The 19,749-nt window shown below is 53.0% G+C and carries 16 protein-coding genes; 12 read left to right on the top strand and 4 right to left on the bottom strand.

From position 1 onward, the window contains the following. The first annotated feature begins 2 nt into the window (after positions 1-2). Positions 3-1,781, top strand: coding sequence for a cache domain-containing sensor histidine kinase (locus FPL14_RS16230; protein WP_182298653.1), 1,779 nt, complete (start codon positions 3-5; stop codon positions 1,779-1,781). Beyond that, positions 1,762-3,279: a response regulator gene (locus FPL14_RS16225; RefSeq protein WP_182298650.1), complete on the top strand. Its 1,518-nt coding sequence runs from the start codon at positions 1,762-1,764 to the stop codon at positions 3,277-3,279. Before FPL14_RS16230 ends, FPL14_RS16225 begins: the two co-directional genes overlap by 20 nt. A gap of 20 nt (positions 3,280-3,299) precedes the next feature. Here the strand turns inward: FPL14_RS16225 and FPL14_RS16220 are convergent, their stop codons facing one another. From FPL14_RS16220 to speE, 3 genes are all read right to left on the bottom strand, one after another. Continuing rightward, positions 3,300-5,537: a methyl-accepting chemotaxis protein gene (locus FPL14_RS16220; RefSeq protein ID WP_182298648.1), complete on the bottom strand. Its 2,238-nt coding sequence runs from the start codon at positions 5,535-5,537 to the stop codon at positions 3,300-3,302. A gap of 200 nt (positions 5,538-5,737) precedes the next feature. After that, positions 5,738-6,610, bottom strand: coding sequence for an agmatinase (speB, locus tag FPL14_RS16215; protein WP_182298646.1), 873 nt, complete (start codon positions 6,608-6,610; stop codon positions 5,738-5,740). Positions 6,611-6,680: 70 nt separating this feature from the next. Further along, the gene (gene speE / locus FPL14_RS16210; RefSeq protein ID WP_182304013.1) at positions 6,681-7,508 is read right to left on the bottom strand and encodes a polyamine aminopropyltransferase; all 828 of its coding nucleotides are present in this window, start codon (positions 7,506-7,508) and stop codon (positions 6,681-6,683) included. Between the two features lie 761 nt (positions 7,509-8,269). Here speE and FPL14_RS16205 point away from each other — a divergent pair. The 10 genes from FPL14_RS16205 (at position 8,270) to FPL14_RS16160 (ending at position 19,167) form a co-directional block, all read left to right on the top strand. Then, on the top strand, positions 8,270-10,324 hold the full coding sequence (locus tag FPL14_RS16205; RefSeq protein WP_182298644.1) for a transglycosylase domain-containing protein: 2,055 nt from the start codon (positions 8,270-8,272) through the stop codon (positions 10,322-10,324). 158 nt (positions 10,325-10,482) lie between these two features. Further along, positions 10,483-11,202, top strand: a complete 720-nt coding sequence (locus FPL14_RS16200; protein WP_182298642.1) for a FadR/GntR family transcriptional regulator — start codon at positions 10,483-10,485, stop codon at positions 11,200-11,202. A 146-nt stretch (positions 11,203-11,348) separates the two neighbouring features. After that, complete coding sequence (locus FPL14_RS16195) at positions 11,349-12,299, top strand: ABC transporter substrate-binding protein (protein ID WP_182298640.1); 951 nt, start codon at positions 11,349-11,351, stop codon at positions 12,297-12,299. Continuing rightward, complete coding sequence (locus tag FPL14_RS16190; protein ID WP_182298638.1) at positions 12,296-12,667, top strand: type 2 periplasmic-binding domain-containing protein; 372 nt, start codon at positions 12,296-12,298, stop codon at positions 12,665-12,667. The genes FPL14_RS16195 and FPL14_RS16190 overlap by 4 nt, the downstream gene beginning before the upstream one ends. A gap of 74 nt (positions 12,668-12,741) precedes the next feature. Beyond that, positions 12,742-13,614, top strand: a complete 873-nt coding sequence (locus FPL14_RS16185; protein WP_182298636.1) for a carbohydrate ABC transporter permease — start codon at positions 12,742-12,744, stop codon at positions 13,612-13,614. After that, the gene (locus FPL14_RS16180) at positions 13,601-14,443 is read left to right on the top strand and encodes a carbohydrate ABC transporter permease (protein WP_182298634.1); all 843 of its coding nucleotides are present in this window, start codon (positions 13,601-13,603) and stop codon (positions 14,441-14,443) included. Before FPL14_RS16185 ends, FPL14_RS16180 begins: the two co-directional genes overlap by 14 nt. 26 nt (positions 14,444-14,469) lie before the next feature. Continuing rightward, positions 14,470-15,672 (top strand): enolase C-terminal domain-like protein, encoded by a 1,203-nt coding sequence (locus tag FPL14_RS16175; protein WP_182298632.1) that lies wholly within the window; start codon positions 14,470-14,472, stop codon positions 15,670-15,672. A 264-nt stretch (positions 15,673-15,936) separates the two neighbouring features. Further along, entirely contained in the window at positions 15,937-16,872 is a 936-nt protein-coding gene (locus tag FPL14_RS16170) for an ABC transporter ATP-binding protein (RefSeq protein WP_182298630.1), read from the top strand. Positions 16,873-16,886: 14 nt separating this feature from the next. Next, entirely contained in the window at positions 16,887-18,011 is a 1,125-nt protein-coding gene (locus FPL14_RS16165; RefSeq protein WP_182298628.1) for an ABC transporter permease, read from the top strand. A 1-nt stretch (position 18,012) separates the two neighbouring features. After that, a complete protein-coding gene (locus tag FPL14_RS16160; RefSeq protein ID WP_182298626.1) occupies positions 18,013-19,167 on the top strand; it encodes an ABC transporter permease in 1,155 nt (384 codons plus the stop codon). 65 nt (positions 19,168-19,232) lie between these two features. On the opposite strand, the gene FPL14_RS16155 is transcribed toward FPL14_RS16160, so the two are convergent. Continuing rightward, complete coding sequence (locus FPL14_RS16155) at positions 19,233-19,736, bottom strand: YwhD family protein (protein ID WP_182298624.1); 504 nt, start codon at positions 19,734-19,736, stop codon at positions 19,233-19,235. Between the last annotated feature and the right edge of the window lie 13 nt (positions 19,737-19,749).

The following is a 19,749-nucleotide window of genomic DNA, read 5'->3' as shown; positions in this document are numbered from 1 at the left end:
CCATGCCTTTCATCAGCCTGCGCACCAAGTGGATCGTCGCCTTCGTTTTGTTCGTGCTGATTCCCATTTTGGGAGCGAGCCTGTACGCCTATCAAGCGATCGAGAACGTCCTGCGGAAGCAGGTCGAATCATCCGCCGAGGAGAGATTGCATCAGATTAACTTGAATATCGAACGCAAGCTGCAGACGATGATGCACGCGACCTCATCTCTGGTAATCGACGAGAACGTTAAACGGGCGCTAGTTAATCCCCCCGTTACGGAACGGGATATGCTTAATAACACCCATACGATGGATAAAAAGTTTCTGGAGATGTCGACGGCGATCGCCAGCGACAACCTCTATTTCTCCGTCTTCGATAACTATGGTACTTTATATACGAACTGGGGAAGGTCTCCCGGCGTCAAGGATGTCCTGACAAGCTCGGACTGGTTTCATCGGACGATCGAAGAGAACGGATATATGGTATGGACGTTGAACCATGACAACTATGCCCTTCCAGGGAAGCATCCCTTGCTGACCGTATCCATGGTCGTCAGGGACGAGAGCAATCACAGCATCGGACAATTAGCGATCAGCGAACCGACGCAAGCCTACTTGGACGTGCTGCAATCGGGCGACCCCACCCTAACCGGTTACGGTCTGCTCGTCGGACCGGACGACAGCGTGCTTACCTATTCCCGCGAAGAGGCGATGCCGCTATACGCCTCTCTCAAACCGATAATCGACGAATCCGCGGACAGCACCCTAAGCACGAGCGTAAACGGGAACAAATACGTGCTCAGTACCTACTCGCTGCCCATGACCGGTTGGCGCGTCATTCAGATCGTGCCTCACGAGGCCGTCTTTCGCGAAATCGATAAGATACGTAACATAAGCACGATTATTTTCGCAGTGAGCATGGTCGTGTTCATCGGCATGATCGTGTTCTTCTCCAATATGCTGACAAAACCCCTTAGAAAGCTAAGAGTCGTGATGAAACAAGTAGAGAAAGGGCGCTTGGACGTTACGGCGGATATCCGTACCCGGGACGAAGCAGGGTTGCTCGGACATACGTTCGACAAGATGCTTGAACGGTTGCAGAACCATATCAATCGGGAAATCGTCTTGGAACGCCATCGGGAACAAGCCAAGTTGGAAGCTCTTCAAGCCCAGATCAACCCGCACTTCCTGCACAATACGCTGAACACCATCCGCTGGATGTCGATCATGGCCGGTACGAAGCCGATCACGGAAATGCTGCTGTCGCTGGGCCACCTTCTGGACATGAGCATCCATCGGGGCCAAGACCGGATCGCTTTGCGGGAAGAGATGAACAACGTTCGCTATTTCATGACGATTCAGCGATATCGGTTCGGAGATAACGTGGCCGTAATCGAGCAATTGGACGAGACGACGTTGGATGCCCTGGTTCCCAAGCTCTCGCTGCAACCGCTCGTCGAGAACGTCTACCGCCACGCTTCCTTCCAAGAAGGCAAAGGCGAGATGACCATCCGTTCGACGGTAACCCCATCCGGGGTACTGACGCTGGAAATCGTCGACAACGGATTGGAAATCAATAAGGAAAAAATCAGGGATATTATGGAAAGTATCGAGAAAGAAGGGCTTCACCCCGCCTTCTCGAATGTCGGCCTGCAAAATGTCCACAAAAGAATCCGCATGATGTACGGCGATGGGTACGGTTTGCAGATCCGGCGTACGGAAGCCGAAGGCAAAACTTATGTAACGATCAGACTACCGCTTCAGAGGGAGGAGGACATCGATGAGGATCGTGGTGGTTGAAGACGAAGTGCTCGTGCGCAGAGGAATCGTGTCCGGCATCCCTTGGGCGGAGTACGGAATCGAGGTGGTCGGGGACGCTTCGGACGGCCGCACCGGGCTCGAACTGGTCCGCGGCCTCAAGCCGGACATGGTTATTACGGACATCCAAATGCCCATTATGGACGGGCTGGAGATGATTCGCCATATCCGCAAGGAATTCCCGGATATGATCGTGATGATCTTAAGCGTACGAGAGGATTTCAGATCCGTTCAGGACGCGCTCCGGCTCGGCGTTATCGATTACGTGCATAAGTTGACGATGAGCCCCGAGGAACTCCTTGAATCCGTGCTGCAAGCGAGGAATTCGAGAAGCGTCCCGGCAAAACCGACGGACAAAGCCGAACATGGAACGCAATCCATCTCTCCGAGCTCTTTGACCGATTGGCTTGAAGGCGACAAGATCAAAGGCGGACGATACTCCGTCGGCATCATTCGGATCGATGGCGATAACAAGGAACAACTAGCTCGCCGACTTCTCGATTCGTCGGCTCATGAAGGCTTGCGCGAGGCTGAAATATTTCATAGCGAGCGTGATGCGGTGTTCATCGCGAAGACGAATAGCGTCGAAGATGACGGAGAGCCGTACGTGGAACGATGGATGAACGACCTCGCGGCCTCCGTTAACCGCTTAGGAGACATGAGACAATGCCTATCCATCGCGATCAGCCCCTTGCACCGCGACAAGCAAGACAAGGTTCAGGCATACCATGAGGCGCTAGAAGCACTCAACCTCCGCTTCTATACCGGCCCCGGGCACGTTCATGGTTACCGTGCTTCTTCTCCCGAGAATGAGCATGCCGATAGCTATGCTTCATTCGTTTCGCCGACGGCTATCCGGGCTTATTTGGACGCGCTGGAACAAACGGACGAGGCGTTCGCGCGCCTTCGCTTCGATGAGTTGTTTCCCCTGCGCCCTCCCGAAGGTATGCCTCCGCACCGGATCCGCGACCGGATCGTGCAATGGCAATCTTCCGTCACGCTATTGCTCGGGGAATGGGGCCTCCCCCTTAACGGAATGTGGCAAGACAGTTCGGCCTATGACCAATTGAACCGGCTGGAGACTTACCCCGAACTGCGCGAATGGTGCTTGCGCCTGCATACCGTGGCCAGGGAACTGTGGGACGACGTTTCTCTCAGAAATCGTCGAAGCGATATCGAACAAGCCATCAGATACATTAAAGAAAAATACAACCAACCTTTGCGCCTGCAGGATATCGCGGCCAAGGTCAATTTAAGCGAAAACTATTTCAGCTATCTCTTTTCCAAAAATACGGGTCAATCCTTCGTTCATTATTTGCAGCAATTGCGCGTACAAAAAGCAAAGGAGCTCATGAGAGAGAGCTCCTTGCCTTGGTTCGAGATCGGTGAACGCGTCGGCTTCGACAATCCGAAATATTTCTCGAAAATCTTTAAACGCATTACGCAAATGACCCCAGCCCAATATCAGCGCAACAAATGATCGATAACGAAGATGGTTTATTACCTCTTCCGAACTTCCGTCAAACGGAATTGGCCGACGAGCTGCTGCATGAACGCCGTAATCGCTTCGACATTGTTGGAGGTGTGCCGAACGTTGACGATATCGGTCAGAAGCTCCTGCACCCGGCCTTCCACTTCTTTGGAGATGGCGCGGTTTTCGATACTGACGTCCGCCACCTTCTCCATCAGGACGACGACTTCGTCGATAACCTGCGTCTTAAGAGTGTCGTCCGCTTTCGCGTCGCTTAGCGTTTCCGTCGCCGCTGCAACTAACTCGGTTCCTTCGGACACCACCTTCGTGCCCTCGGTAATCGAAGAATGCGCTTCTTGCGCATGCAACGAGATTTTCTCCACGAAGCCGTGAACCTCCTCCGTAGATTTGCGTGTCATATCGGCCAATTTGCGTATCTCGCTAGCCACGACCGCGAAGCCTTTGCCGTGCTCCCCGACTCGCGCCGCTTCGATAGCCGCATTCAGAGCCAACAGATTCGTCTGGGACGAGATCTCTCCGATAACGTTTAATACGTCGCGGATTTCGTTAGCCGTATCCACGAAGACGCGAATCGTCTTATTCGTGTCCGCGACGCGAACGGAGATTTCCGACATCTTGTCCCCGATTCGCCCGACTTCGTCCTGCGCGATCGTAATTTGCCGAGAAGCCTTCTCCTCGAGCATATGCAGCGTCTGCCGCATCTCGTCCGCCACTTCCTTCGCGACGTCGATATCTTTGAGTTGCCGGCGAATGCTCCGAAGCATGTCATTGACTTTGACGCTCACCCGCTCCGTCGAAGACGCCGTCGTAACCGTAGATTCGCTGAGCAGAAGTTGGCTGGAAGATACGTCGCCCGCCGCAAGCTTCACCTTGAGCATGATGCCTTCCAAAGAGTCGATCATATTGTTGACCCATTTCGCCAAGTCGCGGGATTCGTCGTTGTCGAACTCCCCCGTATCCAGCCGCTGCGTAAGATCCCCCTTCCCTTCCGCGTTAATGCGGATGAAACGGTTGATTTTCCGAATCGGGTTAACGACTTTTCGGTCGGTGCGCCGGTGTACCGAGCTAACGATGAATGCCCCGAACAATAGATTGAACGCCATGGCGCATAAAGCGATAGAGAGCGCGGAAGCTTGACTGGCTATAAGGTAAAGCAAAATCGCGGATACGATCCCGAAGCTGCCCACCAAAGCCGTATGAGGACGAAACTGCCGCCAAGCAATGCCCCTGATCCGGTATACTTCCTCCAAATCGCCCTCGCACATCATCCCCCATACGTCGGGGCAATGGGGCAATTGAAAAGTAACTCCTTTACCGATAACCGGAATGTGCCGGTAATCGGAATACCCCGGATACTTCACGAACAGGTTGCTGCCGTTCCGTATCGTGTTCGCCACGCCAGGATGCAGATCGCCCGTAGCAGGGTCCGTGAAGACTAACTCCAATTCCGTATGTTCCTTAACAGACACGACTCCCCAGTCCGTCGTGACGCCGTCCTTGAGGTTCTCTCCGTGAGTGAACGTCCGGTCCTCGAACCGGCTTCGCGAAAGAGCCGTACCCAATGCAATGCGCTTATTCAAACCCGGCTTAGCCATGAAAATATAGTTGTCTCCGGAATCCGGGTAGACGTGTCCGGATTCCCTCTGGATCAGATCGCCGATGACGTCGTTAGGAACGCGCGCGCAAATCGCTCCGGCCCAGACCCCGTCCTTGACGACGGGTTGAATGAACAACAGCGTCATCTTGTCGTGAAACGGGGAAGAACGAGGGCCGATCTCCAGCGTCATTGGATCCCCGTAAGGACCGAACAGACACTTTCTTGCCAGATCGTTCTCGCCGCGGGAATACCTCAAGCCCTCGGCGATAAGCGATCCCTCTCCGTACTGCTGTCCGGTATGGGGAGCATGCGTCGAATAGACAACCTTCCCCTCGGCGTTCAGCTTAAAAATTTCCGTAAGATCGGAAGCCCTCGAATAGGTTGTCTCGAACAAACGCGCCCAAGCTTCCGGATGCCCCCCGGAGTCTTCCGTTTTCCCGTTTTGCGACAGACCGCTTTCTATGGAAACCATCTGTTCCAGCAGCCGGTCCAGATGCCTCCAGCATTCTCCCGTCCAATCCTTGAGCACCTCAACGCGCGTTTCGGCGATTCCTTCGAAGATATCCTCTACATCCTCGGTCAGTTGCGCATTCAATCGATAAGACCACCACAAAGGCAAACCTTGCTTCCAGCCGAGCCATCCAAACATGCTGCCACCCCATATCCCGTAAATGCATTTCTGTATATGTGAGATATTGTAACACAGGTTTGTGCCGATGAAAGGGAAAATTTTCTTTTCATTCGATAAAACCCGACAAAAAACGCGAAATCTCAGCAAAGATGACAATAGGCCCCTGAACACCTGCGTTTCCGCGGATTTCAGGGGCCTATTTCGCTAAATATGTTATTTTACTTTACAAATCCGAGAAGCATCTCGCGAATAATCTTCGAAGCGACGATCGGCGTCATTTCCGTCGGATCGTAGATCGGGGCGACCTCGACGAGATCGAAACCGACGACGTTCACTCCGGAACGGGCGATCGCATGCACCGCTTCAAGCAATTCTTTGGACGTAATGCCTCCGGCTTCGGTCGTACCCGTTCCCGGAGCCGCGGATGGGTCGAGAACGTCGATATCGATCGTCACGTAGACCGGACGCCCCGCGAGCGAAGGAAGCTCCCGCTTCAGCGGTTCGGCTACTTCGAAAGGATGGAAGTGGATGCCCGATTGCTGAGCGTACGTCCAATCCTCCTTCGAACCGGAACGGATCCCGAATTGATAGATGTTGGAAGGACCCATGAGCTCCGCCGCTTTGCGAAGAGGCGTCGAATGGGACAGAGGCTCCCCTTCGTAGTCCTCGCGAAGATCGGTATGCGCATCGAAATGGATGATCGCCAAATCGGGATATTTCTTGTATACCTCTTGAATGACCGGCCAGCTGACGAGGTGCTCCCCGCCGAGTCCGACCGGGATTTTGCCGTCCGCCAGAACTCCGCGAACGAAATCTCCGATGATGTCGAGGCTTTTCGCCGCATTGCCGAATGGCAAGAGAAGATCGCCGGCATCGAAGTAAGCAAGATCGACGATGCTGCGGTCCAAGTAAGGGCTGTACTCTTCCAATCCTACGGAAGCTTCGCGGATTCGGCCCGGGCCGAACCGGGAGCCCGGACGGAAGGAGACCGTGTAATCCATCGGCATCCCGTAGATAACGGCCTTGGATGCCGCGTAGTCGTCGGAGCTGCAAATGAATACATTTCCGGAATAAGCTTGATTTAAGCGCATGGTGAATCTCCTTTGAAGTTATTCGTTACGACCAAGCAGCGACCGCAAAGCGGCGCGCGTTTGGGCGAACTTATTTCGTTAGGTCTTCTACGAACTTAGGAAGCGCGAACGCCGCCTTGTGCAGGCGAGGCGAATAATATTTCGTATCGAGCTCGGGAATTGCGCTCTCGTCCACGGCCAGCGGATCATATTTCTTGCTGCCCATCGTGAAGGTCCACAAGCCGCTTGGATAAGTCGGGATATTGGCAACGTAAACGCGAACGATGCCGAATACTTCCTTCACGTCGCGGTTAACGCTTTGGATCAAATCCGCTTTGAACCACGGGTTGTCCGTCTGCGCCACGAAAATTCCGTCTTCTTTTAACGCGTCATGGATGCCTTGATAGAAGCCTTTGGTGAACAAATTCACGGCAGGGCCTACAGGCTCCGTGGAATCGACCATGATGACGTCGTATGTATTTTTATGGTCATGAATGTGCATGTATCCGTCGTTAACGATAACTTCGACGCGAGGATCTTCCAATTTTCCCGCGATGGACGGCAAATATCGTTTCGAGTATTCGATAACTTTGCCATCGATATCGACAAGAACAGCCTTTTTCACTTTCGGGTGCTTAAGCACCTCGCGAATAACGCCGCCGTCTCCACCGCCTACGACAAGCACGTGCTCCGGGTTCGGGTGCGTGAACAAGGCCGGATGCGCCACCATCTCATGGTAGACGAATTCGTCCCTCTCCGTCGTCATAACCATTCCGTCCAATACGAGCATGTTGCCGTACTCTTCCGTTTCGATCATTGCCAACTCTTGAAAGTCCGTTTGCTCGTGGACCATTGTTTGTTTGATTTTCATCGTAATGCCGAAATTGTCGGTTTGTTTCTCCGTGTACCACAGCTCCATGGAAGACATGAGATCCCCACTTTCTATTGGCTAAAACGCTACCGTTATATTGTACCAAACTAGATGTATTATATAAAACTTGCGCAGTTTTGCAACCTAATCCTGTAAACTGGGCGTCAACGCAGGATTTTGGCGCGGGTTGGGGGAGCGTGGTTTGTTGGGGGAGTTTGTTGGGGGAGCGTGGTTGTGCAGAGGAGCGTGGTTGTGTGGAGGAGCGTGCAATTAGTTAACGGCACGCGGTGCCGTTATTTTCGCATAAAACCATTTTCTCCGCCTCTTAGCGGCACGGCGTACCGCTATTTCGACGGATTTGGCGGGATATCGAATAATCGCATGGAATAACGGCACGGCGTGCCGCTATTCCGTTCAAAGTGACGCTAACGCTCAAAATAACGGCATGCCATGCCGTTATTGATTCCCTCGACGAATACATTACACACTATCCCCGCCGCTCAGGGAATAGCGACCGTCTTCTGATAATCCATCGGGCTCATTCCCTCTTCCCTTTTTAACACCCGGTTGAAATCTCTCGGTTGCTTATATAGAGAAGCTTGGATGACCACGCCGGAAAAAACGTCGTAGATTCGAGCCATGGCGCCCTATCGGACAAGCGCGCTCTTTGATCCGCTTCCGAGAAAATAAGATCGATTCTGACCAGGATACGACTCCGCCGTCTCCGCGCGCGCATATCTGAAGGATGCCTTTTCCATACTAGAGAAGTTAGGCGTCGATCGCGGCGACCGGAAGAGGAGGGACATAGGATGGCGAACAACGCTAAACAAGCGAAAAAACCATTAGCGGCGGCGCGCTGGGAGAAGCTTCGGCGCCGGTTGGGTTGGATGACATTGCTTGCGCTGCTGGCGTTGACGGGAGGCGGCGCCCTGCTCTTCCGTTATGGCGACTTGCCTGCGGGAGCCACGATGCAATCGACGCGGATCGTCGACGCGAACGGACAACTGCTCGCATCCTTGCAAGGCGGCGTGAACCGGCAAATCGTGAAGCTCTCCGACATTTCCCCATGGCTCGTCAAAGCCACGTTAGCCGTCGAAGATCGTCGTTTCTACGAGCATGCGGGAGTGGATCTGCGAGGTTTGGCAAGGGCGGCATGGGTGGATATGCGGCATATGTCCAAAGAACAGGGGGCGAGCACGTTAACCCAGCAATTAGCGCGGAATCTATATTTGTCCCATGAACGGACGTGGACTCGCAAGCTAAAGGAAGCTTGGTATGCGGCGAAGCTGGAGCAGAGATATTCCAAAGACGAGATACTCGAGCTCTACCTGAACCAGATTTACTATGGCCATGGAGCGTACGGAGCGGAAGCCGCCGCTAGACTCTATTTCAATAAACCCGCCAAACAACTGGACGTTGCGGAGAGCGCCATGTTGGCCGGAATTCCGAAGGGCCCCCGTTATTATTCGCCTCATCTGCACCCCGACGACGCCAAGATCAGGCAGCGCAAAGTGCTGCAGGCGATGCAGGAGACCGGGCAACTCTCGAAGGAGCATGCGGCAAAGGCGGCAAGCCAAGTCCTGAAAGTACGGCCCTTGCCGGAGGAAGAAGAGCGAGCGGCTCCCTACTTCGCCGATTACGTAAAGAAAGTCGCCATCGAGCAAATCGGAATAGACGAGCGCCTCATGAACGAAGGCGGTCTCACGATCCATACTACGCTCGACGTCGAGATTCAGCGCAAAGCCGAAGCTGCCGTCAAAAAAGGGCTTCAAGGCGGCAATTCCGAACTGCAAACCGCATTGATCGCCCTCGATCCCCGCAACGGCTATATTAAAGCGATGGTCGGAGGCAGGAATTATCGCAACAATCAGTACAATCGCGTATTCGCCGGTACGCGGCAGCCGGGCTCCTCCTTCAAGCCGATTCTTTATGCCTCCGCGTTAGAGCAGCATGCGGTAACGCCGGCTACCCGCTTTCGCAGCGAACCGACTTTGTTTTATTTCGATCACGACCGCCAAATTTACCGTCCGAGCAATTACAACGGCCGATATTTTCACGGCGAGATCGGCATGCGCCAGGCAATCGCGGCATCCGACAACATTTATGCCGTCAATACGATCATGCGGGTCGGTCCCGAGGCCGTGATCTCGATGGCGCGCAAGCTTGGCGTTACATCGACTCTGAAAGCCGTTCCGTCGCTCGCCCTCGGCACCTTTCCCGTGAGCCCCTTCGAGATGGCGTCCGCTTTTACCGTTTTCGCCAATGAAGGCCGCAGGGCTAACCCGATTGCCATTACGAGCATTCGGGACCGCGACGGCGAAGTGCTGTACGAGTCCCGCGTTCGCGAAGAGCAAGTAATAACCCCCGCACTCGCCTTCGTCACGACGCAATTGCTGGAAAGCGTATTCGATCGCGGCGGTACCGCCCACCGAGTAGCCAAGATGCTGAAGCGTCCGGTAGCGGGTAAGACGGGCACGACCGATTCGGACGCCTGGTTCGTCGGATATACCCCGGAGCTGACGACGGCCGTATGGGTCGGATATGACCGCGGCAGGGCCATCACTTCCAGCGAAGCCCATCGGGCGGCGCCGATCTTCGCGCAATTTACGGAGACCGCACTCGGGGGTACCCCCCCTCGCATCTTTCCTATGCCGGAAGGAGTCGTGCGCGTCTATGTCGATCCCGCTACCAACCTTCTCGCGTCCCCTACTTGCCCAGGGCAGGCCGTATTGGAAACGTTCTTGGCCGGAACGGAACCGACGGAGGCGTGCGCGGATCTCGGAGGAGTTGACGGAGAACGAGCGGGCAAAGGCGGCGAGGGCCGTTCCATCTGGTCGAAGTTCCGCCGCTGGGTAGGCGTATAAGTAGAAACGGGAGTAGCGCGATACTCTATCCGCTTACTCCCGGCTCTAAAAGGCTACTGGATCAATTAGCAAAAAAGGGGATTGACGAGGATGTGAGTAACGTGCTAAATTGAACTTGGAACTTGTATGACATGTTATAAGTCGGAGGGACATCGGATATGAAAAACGACTTCAAAGCCATCGAGAAAAAAAACGTCGTGGACGATGTCTTCGAGCAGATCCAAAACAAAATCGTAAGCGAAGTCTGGCAGCCAGGACAGAAGATTCCTTCGGATAACGAATTGTGCAGCATGTTCAACGTTAGCAGAGTAAGCGTTCGAAGCGCCGTCCAGAAGCTCCGGGATCTTGGGCTAATCACTACGCGCCATGGCAAAGGCTCCTTCGTATCCGAACGCGCAATGAGCTTCGACATTCAGATGACGGCCCCGATCATGAACTTAAGCGAGAAGGAATTTCTGGACATTATGGAATTCCGGGAACTGATCGAGACCAAGTGCATTGAATTAGCCGTTCTTCGCGCAGACGAACAGGACATCGCGACGATCGAGAAAGCGCTTACGGAAATGAAAGCAAACCAACACGACTATTCGAAGTATTCGTTAGCCGACTATCAATTCCATTTTGCCATCGTTAAAGCTTCCAAAAACCAAATTTTCATCCACATCATCGACCGCATCAAAAATGTCTACTATTATCACCTAAAAGAATTGAACAGGGTTTTAGCGGATATGGAAGATAGCCTATTCGGTCACTCCCAGCAGCTTGAAGCTATCAAATCCCGAGATATGGAAGCCGTTCGCCGCTTAGTTCGCGAAGGCGCCATCAACGTTACTTCGCAGACGATCAAACGCTTGCATGATCAGACGGAGAAAAAGTAAGGCCGTCTTTTTTTGAGATAACATGTATGACATGTGATGTGTTATCTTAATGTTCGACGCTTGGGTTGTTCTTGTCCGTTACCGGAGCCATATGCTCCGGCGGACAAACAATATATAAACGCTATTTATCTTAGGAGGTCATCAGAATGAAAGTCCACAAAGCCGGCAGTTGGATTTCCCTGCTCGTCGTAATGACGATGTTGCTTGCAGCCTGCGGAACTAACAAAGATTCAGCTAAAAACGGCGAAAAAGAAAGCGCTACAAAGACGACGACAATCAAGATCATGTCGGTCTCGCAAACAGAAAATCCGGACGGCCCCGCCGAGAAAGAAATGGCCGATCGTTACATGAAGCTCCATCCCGAAGTCAAAATCGAGTTCATCGGCGTTCCGATGAACGATCTTTACAAAAAAATCACGGCGATGGCTACTTCCGGAGACTTGCCGGACGCGTTCACCATGACGCCTCAATTCGCCCGAACAGCTAACGGAATGGGCATTACCGCGGATTTGACGCAATTGCTCGGAGCCGAATACTTGAAAGAGTTCTATCCAAACATTATCGAGGAATCCAGCGTTGACGGCAAACTGCAATTTCTTCCATGGAACGCGGCTCCAATGGCGCTCGTCTATCGCGGAGACTGGTTCGAGCAAGAAGGCTTGAAAGGACCCGAGAACTGGGACGAGTTCCTCGAAGCCGCCAAGAAGCTGACCAAAGACACGGACGGAGACGGCAAAGCGGATCAATGGGGCTTTGGCATGATCGGAACGCGCAACGGTTCCGGCGCCGATCGCTTTATTGCCATCATGCGTTCCTACGGCGTCGAGGAATTGAGAAAAGACGAGAGCGGCAAATGGGTATCCGATCTTGCCACGCCGGAAGCGAAAGAAGCGTTCCAATTTTTCGTGGATCTGAACAACAAGTACGGCGTCGTTCCTCCGGGAGTGACGGAGACGGGCTTCCCGGAAGCGGCTAGCTTGATGGCTACCGGCAAAGTCGCGATGATGCTTACCGGACCGAATGCGCTCGGCAACATCGTCAGCCAGAATCCCGAACTGAAAGGCAAGCTCTACAGCGTGCGGTTCCGGCGAAAGTGAAACATACGGCTACCTTCGGCTTGTTGGGCTACTCGATCGCCGAATCCAGCAAAAACAAAGAAGTCGTCGCCGATTATTTGAAATTCATGGTCGAGGACGAGAACGCGCTGAAATGGAATGAACTGAGCGGCCGTCTCCCTACGAAAATCGAAGTCGGCAAACAACAACAATTGACGACGCCGGAATACGCCGGTTTCGTTAAAGCGTTGGAATATGCATTCACCATTCCAGCATTCGATCAATACTCGCAATTCCAAGATATCGTAGCCGAAGCTTACCAATCGATGATCGCTGCCAATCAAAGCGTAGAAGCCGCAACGAAACGGGCTGCGGATCGCGCCGCCGAGGTTATCGGCAACAGCAAATAATCGCTTAGGTCAAAGTCCGACAAGGGAGCCCTTGGCTCCCTTGCGGCTTTCTACATTACGATGGGGGAGAACTTATGCTATCGTCGAAGAGCGGTCTCAAAGGGGTCTGGTTCATTCTTCCGGCCGTTGTTACCTTGCTTATCTTAATTACTTATCCGCTGGTCTACGGTGCCTACATCAGCTTCTTCGATACGAATCTCATTACGAAATGGGACTTCGTCGGACTGAAATATTACATCGACATCTTCTCCAACTCGGAGTTTCTAAATCGGATCCTGCTCACGCTTCATTATACGTTCTGGGTCGTCGTGGGCCACTTCATCATCGGAACGGGCTTGGCCTTGATCCTGAACATGAAGCTGAAAGGCATTACGGTATTCCGCGTCATCCTCATTCTCCCCTGGCTATTTCCCGAAGTCGTCGTCGGATTGCTATGGAAATGGCTCTTCAACCCTCTGTACGGGCTGTTTAATGCCGTATTGATGAATTGGGGCTGGATCGACGATCCGGTATCGTGGCTAGGCAACGAGCAAACGGCGTTCGCCGCCGTCATTGTCGTATCCGTCTGGAAAGGATTCCCGATGGTCATGATGCTATTGCTCGCAGGCTTGCAGAGTATTCCGGAAGACGTATACGAAGCGGCGAAGATCGACGGTTGCACGCGCAGCACGGCTTTCCGTTACGTGACGTTACCTGCGTTGATGCCCGTCATGGTCGTCACGCTCATCTTAGACACGGTATGGTGGTTTAAGCATTTTACGATGATCTGGATTCTGACCCAGGGAGGACCGGGCAACGCGACCAATGTCGTCAGTATCGACATCTTCAAGCAAGCTTTCGACTTTTTCAACTTCGGCAAAGCTTCCGCGATGGCGATCTTGGTGTTCTTCGTCTGCTGGTTAATGGGATACGGGTATAGGAGGTTGTTCGGCAATGGAGACGACTAAACGCAAGTTTTCCATTTTCAATACGGGTATGTACGCCATCCTGATCGTAGCTTCGTGCTTGGTGCTTATTCCTACGCTATGGATGATATCGACGGCACTAAAACCCAACGAAGAAGTGATGATTACTCCTCCAAAATGGATACCCGATAATCCGACGTTCGAAAGCTTCACGCGGATTTGGAAGGATTATCCGTTCCTAGACTACTTCCTGAACAGCGTATTCATCGTCGCTGTTTCGACTTTTATCACGATCGCGTTCGCAGCGCTCGCCGGGTACGGCGCTTCCCGATTTAAATTTCGCGGAAAAGGGACTTTTCTTTCCTTTCTGCTCGTAACGCAGATGTTCCCTTCTATTATGCTGTTGATTCCGTTCTACAAAGTGCTGAAAACATTCGGACTGATCGATTCTCACTGGGGATTGATCGTCGTCTATATCGCCTTCGCCCTTCCGATGTGCACGTGGATGATGTTGGGCTTTTTCCAAGGCATTCCGAGAGAACTGGACGAAGCGGCGATGATCGACGGTTGCAGCCAAATTCGGACGTTCTTCCAAATCATCTTGCCTTTGTCCTTGCCGGGTATTGCCGCGACGGCGATTTACTCCTTCTTGATGGGGTGGAACGAGTATATGTTCGCCTTTATCCTCGTCACGACGGAGACGATGAAAACCTTACCCGTCGGAATCGGTCAATTAAACGGCTTCTACAAAGTCGTATGGAACGATATGATGGCCGCGTCCATTATCTCCAGCTTACCGTTGATCGTTTTGTTCCTGTTCATGCAAAAATACTTCATCAGCAGCCTAACGGCAGGCGCCGTTAAACAGTAAATACAGAGAGATAAGGAAGAGTGGATATGGAGAACCTGAAGATTCGCAATATCAAAACGATCCTCACCGCGCCCGAGGGCATTAACTTGGTCGTCGTCAAAGTCGAAACAACGGATCCCGAAATTTACGGCGTGGGCTGCGCCACGTTTACCCAACGTTACTTAACGGTGCAGAACGCGATCGAACAATATATCAAGCCGATGTTGATCGGCAAAGACGTGAACAACATCAACGATATTTGGCATTCCACGATCGTCAGCAGCTATTGGCGCAACGGCCCCGTCCTGAACAACGCTCTGTCCGGCGTCGACATGGCGTTATGGGACATCAAGGGGAAAATGGCCGGCATGCCGCTGTATGAGCTGTTCGGAGGCAAAGTTCGCGAAGGCGCCGCAGTGTACCGTCACGCGGACGGCAGCGACGTGAAAGAAGTCGAAGAAAACGTTCGCGCGTACATGGAACAAGGTTATCGCTATATTCGCTGCCAAATGGGGACGTACGGCGGAGTCGGTCAGACCATCGTCACGCCGGACGGCGCTCAAGCGGGCGCCTACTACGACCCGAAAGCTTATATGAAGAGCATCGTCGGCCTGTTCGAGCATCTGCGGGCCCAAGTCGGCTGGGACATCGAATTGCTGCACGATATTCATGAACGCCTGACCCCGATCGATGCCGTGAACTTTGCTAAGAAACTAGAGCCTTTCGAGCTGTTCTTCTTGGAAGACGCTTTGCCTCCCGAACAACTGGAGTGGTTCCGCATGATTCGCCAACACTCCTCCATTCCGCTGGCAATGGGCGAGTTGTTCAACAACCCGAACGAATGGATGCCGCTCATCACGAACCGGTTGATCGATTATATCCGCGTACACGTCAGCCAGATCGGCGGCATTACGCCAACCCGGAAATTGACGGCGCTCTGCGACTCCTTCGGCGTCAGAACCGCATGGCACGGACCGGGCGACACTTCGCCGGTCGGACATGCCGCTCACGTTCATCTTGACGTAAGTAGCATCAACTTCGGCATACAAGAATGGAATGGCTTTAACGATGCCATCCACGAAGTATTCCCCGGCTGTCCCGAAGTGCGTAACGGGTACGTGTACCCGAATAAAAAGCCTGGGCTGGGTATCGACATAGACGAGAAACTAGCGGCGAAATTTCCTTGCGAGAACGTTCTGCCGACTTGGACGAACGCAAGATTGCCAGACGGTTCCCCGACGACTCCGTAAACGGGAAAGCTTTGCGTCTGAATATGCCATAAGCGCTCAATGAGAAATTCCCGTTAGGATCGAGTATCCCGACGGGAATTTTTTATTAAGCCGATCAGCCGCCCTTCCCGACGCCCCCCCTCTCCTGCCTGTCGGGAGAGGGTGACCTTAGTCATGTCGCGAACATGAAGAACGTCATATCAAAGGATGCCCTTATGCACTGACTTAGGGGTATCCTTTTTCTTTACAATGATCGTAACAACTTAAACAAATGGAGTGATTCGGATGAACGTGCTCGAGATCCGCAACTTGACCAAGAAATTCGGCGATTTCATCGCCGTAGACAATATGTCGCTTACCGTTCGCGAGGGAGAGATTTTCGGCTTCCTCGGCGCGAACGGGGCGGGCAAAAGCACGACGATCAATATGATCTCCTCCTTACTGCGCAGTACCGCGGGAGAAATCGACATTCTCGGCCGCAGCCTGGCGTCGAACGGCAAGTTCGCGAAGATGAATATCGGCATCGTTCCTCAGGACATCTCCATCTACGAGAATATGACATCTTACGAGAACGTGAGCTTTTTTGCCGGACTATACGGCTTGAGAGGAAATCTGCTGAAGGAACGAACCGAGGAAGCGCTCGATTTCGTCGGCCTCGGCGACAAAGCGAAGAGCTTTCCGAAAAACTTCTCGGGAGGCATGAAACGCAGGCTCAACATTGCTTGCGCCATCGCCCACAGGCCAAAGCTCATCATCATGGACGAACCGACGGTCGGAATCGATCCCCAATCCCGCAACTACATCCTCAACTCGGTCCGCAAGCTGAACCAAATGGGATGCACGATCATCTATACGAGCCATTACATGGAGGAAGTCGAAGAAATCTGCACCCGTATCGCGATCGTCGATCATGGCAAAATCATCGCCGACGGCACGAAAGAACAGCTAAAAGCGATCATTACCGATACGAAGAGCATCTGGATCGAGGTCCAAACAACCGAACCGCCGAATATCGATTCGCTTAAGCAAATACAAGGCGTCATCAACGCGCAGCTCGAGGACAACACGATCAAGATCAACTCCAGAGGCGAGACTAACAACCTCAATCTCATTATTCAGCAATTAATCAAGGACGGGATCGAGATCCGTTCCGTCGAAGAGCAAGCACCGAATCTGGAGACGGTATTCCTGACCTTGACCGGCCGGAATCTCCGCGATTAAGGAGGCGGATGGATATGAACATATGGAACGTGGCCGTTAAAGAAATCAAATCCGCCCTAAGAGAGCGGAGAACCTTGCTGTTCATGCTTGCTTTTCCTATCGTATTGATGCTGATTCTTGGCACGGCTCTATCGAATGTATTCTCTAGCAGCGCTGTTGTCGGAGAAATGCAGTTGCTCTATAAGATCACGGCCGATCAGCCTCAACTAACGCAATCCTGGCAGATCTTCGCCCAAGAAATCGAACGGCAAGGCATCCGCACGGTTCCGGCCGAAGCCGGCATGAACGGCCGGGAGCTCATCCAAGACGGGCAATATACGTCGTACGTCGAGCTTGGCGGCGACGGGATGAAGTTCTACGGAAACAGCAGGCAATCGATCGAAAGCAATATCCTACAAGGCATGTTGACCGCGTTCGCCGATCGTTACAACTTGGCTGTTTCGGCGATTAGATCGGCTCCGTCGGAAGCGGAAGCGGTCATGGCGAATGCGGAAGACGGCGGCGAATTCGTCAACGAAACTTCGTTGGATCCGGATAAAACGCCGAGCTCCATGGATTATTACGCCATCTCCATGACGACGATGATCGCCCTCTACGCAGCTATGTCGGGATCCTTCTTATTCCGCAGCGAAAGAACTCGCCACACGGTCATTCGCTTAATCGCCGCGCCCGTTAGCAAGGGTGCGCTCTTCGCGGGCAAAGTCATCGGCTGCACGGCGATTAACCTCCTGTGCGTGCTACTCATTGTGCTGGTCAGCAAATTCGCGTTCCAGGCCGACTGGGGCGACCATATGGGCGTGTTATTCCTCATCCTAACATCCGAAGTGCTGTTGGCCGTCAGCTTGGGCCTAGGAGTCAGCTATCTTGTCCAAGGAGAAAAATCTCGCGCGATCATCATGATCTTTACGCAGATCGCGTCATTCGTGGGAGGAGCTTATTTCCCTTTCGACGAATCGGCACCCGGCATGGGAACCGTAATGAATCTGTCTCCGATCCGATGGGCGAACGAAGCGATCATGAATCTGGTTTATTCGAACGATATTTTGGCGGCATGGCCGGCCATAGGAATCAACGTTGCCATCGCCGCGGCTTTCCTGGTCGTCTCGGCCCTGATCATGCGTAAACGGGAGGCTTTATAAAATGAAAGACATTCTATGGCTCATTCGCAAAACGTTGCGCAATACGTTCCGCGCTAAATCCAGCTGGTTCGTGTATTTCGGCTTGCCGCTTGTCGGCATCTTGATCTCCACGCTTCTCTATGGCAGCTCCAACGGCAACGCCCTTCGCGTCGGCATCGTTAATAACGACGGCAATCAAGTCATTACGCAAGATGCGATCAAGTTCATCGAGGGCTTGAATCAGGTTAAAATCACGATGACGGACGAGAAATCGCTGCGCAGCGACATCGCCTCAAGCAAGCTCGATAGCGGCTTGATTTTTAATCAAGGGTTTGCGGATAGCGTACGCCAGGGAAGCCCCGGAGCAGCGCAGGTCGATATCCTATCCGTGAAAGGCGCGCAAGTGACGGCTTACGTCAAAGCCATGCTGCAAAGTTACGTCAGCAACGTTGCCGCCATCGGCCGGAGCACGAAGGGAGATTCCGCTGCGTTCGATAAGCTCTATGCCGAATACAGCGCGCAGAACTTCAAGCTCCATGCCGAGACGATCGAAGATACCTCGAACCGGAAAGATATGACTTATCAAACGATCGGATTACTGGTTACGTTCATGATGTTCTCCGCCGTCAACCTATCCGAACTCATCCTGAAGGAGAAGGAATCCCGCACCTTCCTTCGTCTGATGACTTCGCCGATATCGGCCAGAACCTACGTCCTTTCCAACGTAATCGTTAACTTACTCATCATGCTGTTGCAGATCGCGTTCACCTTGTTCATGATGAAAACCGTCTTCCATATCGATTCCGGAGTTCCGTACTCGCAATTAATTCCGGTTCTCCTCCTATTCGCGCTAGCCGCCATCGGGCTATCCCTCCTTATGGTAGCCTTCGCCAAGAGCACTGCGGGAGCCGGAGCTTTGCAGAATTTGATTATTACGCCGACTTGCATGCTCTCGGGCTGTTTCTTCCCGATGGAGATCATGCCGGATTCGATTCGCAAGATATCGAATTTCCTCCCCCAGCACTGGCTGCTGGATTCTATAAACAAGCTGCAGCAAGGCGATGCCTTCGGCAGTCTCGGCTTAAATCTAGCTATCCTGTTCGGGTTTGCCGCGGTCTTCTCGCTTATCGCAGTCTATCGGTTCAGTCGCAACAACGATACCCGCATGTTCGTTTAACAAAGGAAAAGCCCCTGGCCCGATCGAGAGATCAGGTTGGGGGCTTGCTTATTCCCGCGGATTTGTTAAACTAATAAATCCTTCAGCGCTTGCGGCGAATTGTCCCACCACTCCGCGTTATGTTCTACGAGCAGTTTGCGCAGGGCTTCTTTCTCCGCCGGGCCGATATTGTCGAGCATATATTTGCGCTTGATCGAAGCATCCAACCGGTTTACGTGATCGGGGAGCAATTTCCACCCTTTTCTCGCTTCCGTGTCGATCAGCATCTCGCAAGACGCCGCGCCCGCGTAGTAAGATCCGGTCTCGTTGCGGTCTACGGCTACCCATACGACCCAAGCCGGACGACCGTTAGGCACGGTTGCTTTGTCGGGAGAGAACTTGATTCCTTTCTCGATCTTGCTCTTCGCGTGCATCGCGCCCACGTCGATATAGGCTTCTCCTTCGTCAATGATGACGCAGGCGACTTGACTCAGATCGATCGAACCCGCGCCGAATCCTCTATGTTCCTTATTGCTGACGACGTTGAGCGAGAGCTTCTTCTTCTCGGCCGGTTTATCTTGATTTTCCATCGTTAACCTCCAT

Origin of the sequence: Cohnella cholangitidis, from assembly GCF_014107495.1 — a bacterium.
Taxonomy (GTDB): domain Bacteria; phylum Bacillota; class Bacilli; order Paenibacillales; family Paenibacillaceae; genus Cohnella; species Cohnella cholangitidis.
This window is presented reverse-complemented; position numbering and strand designations above follow the sequence as displayed.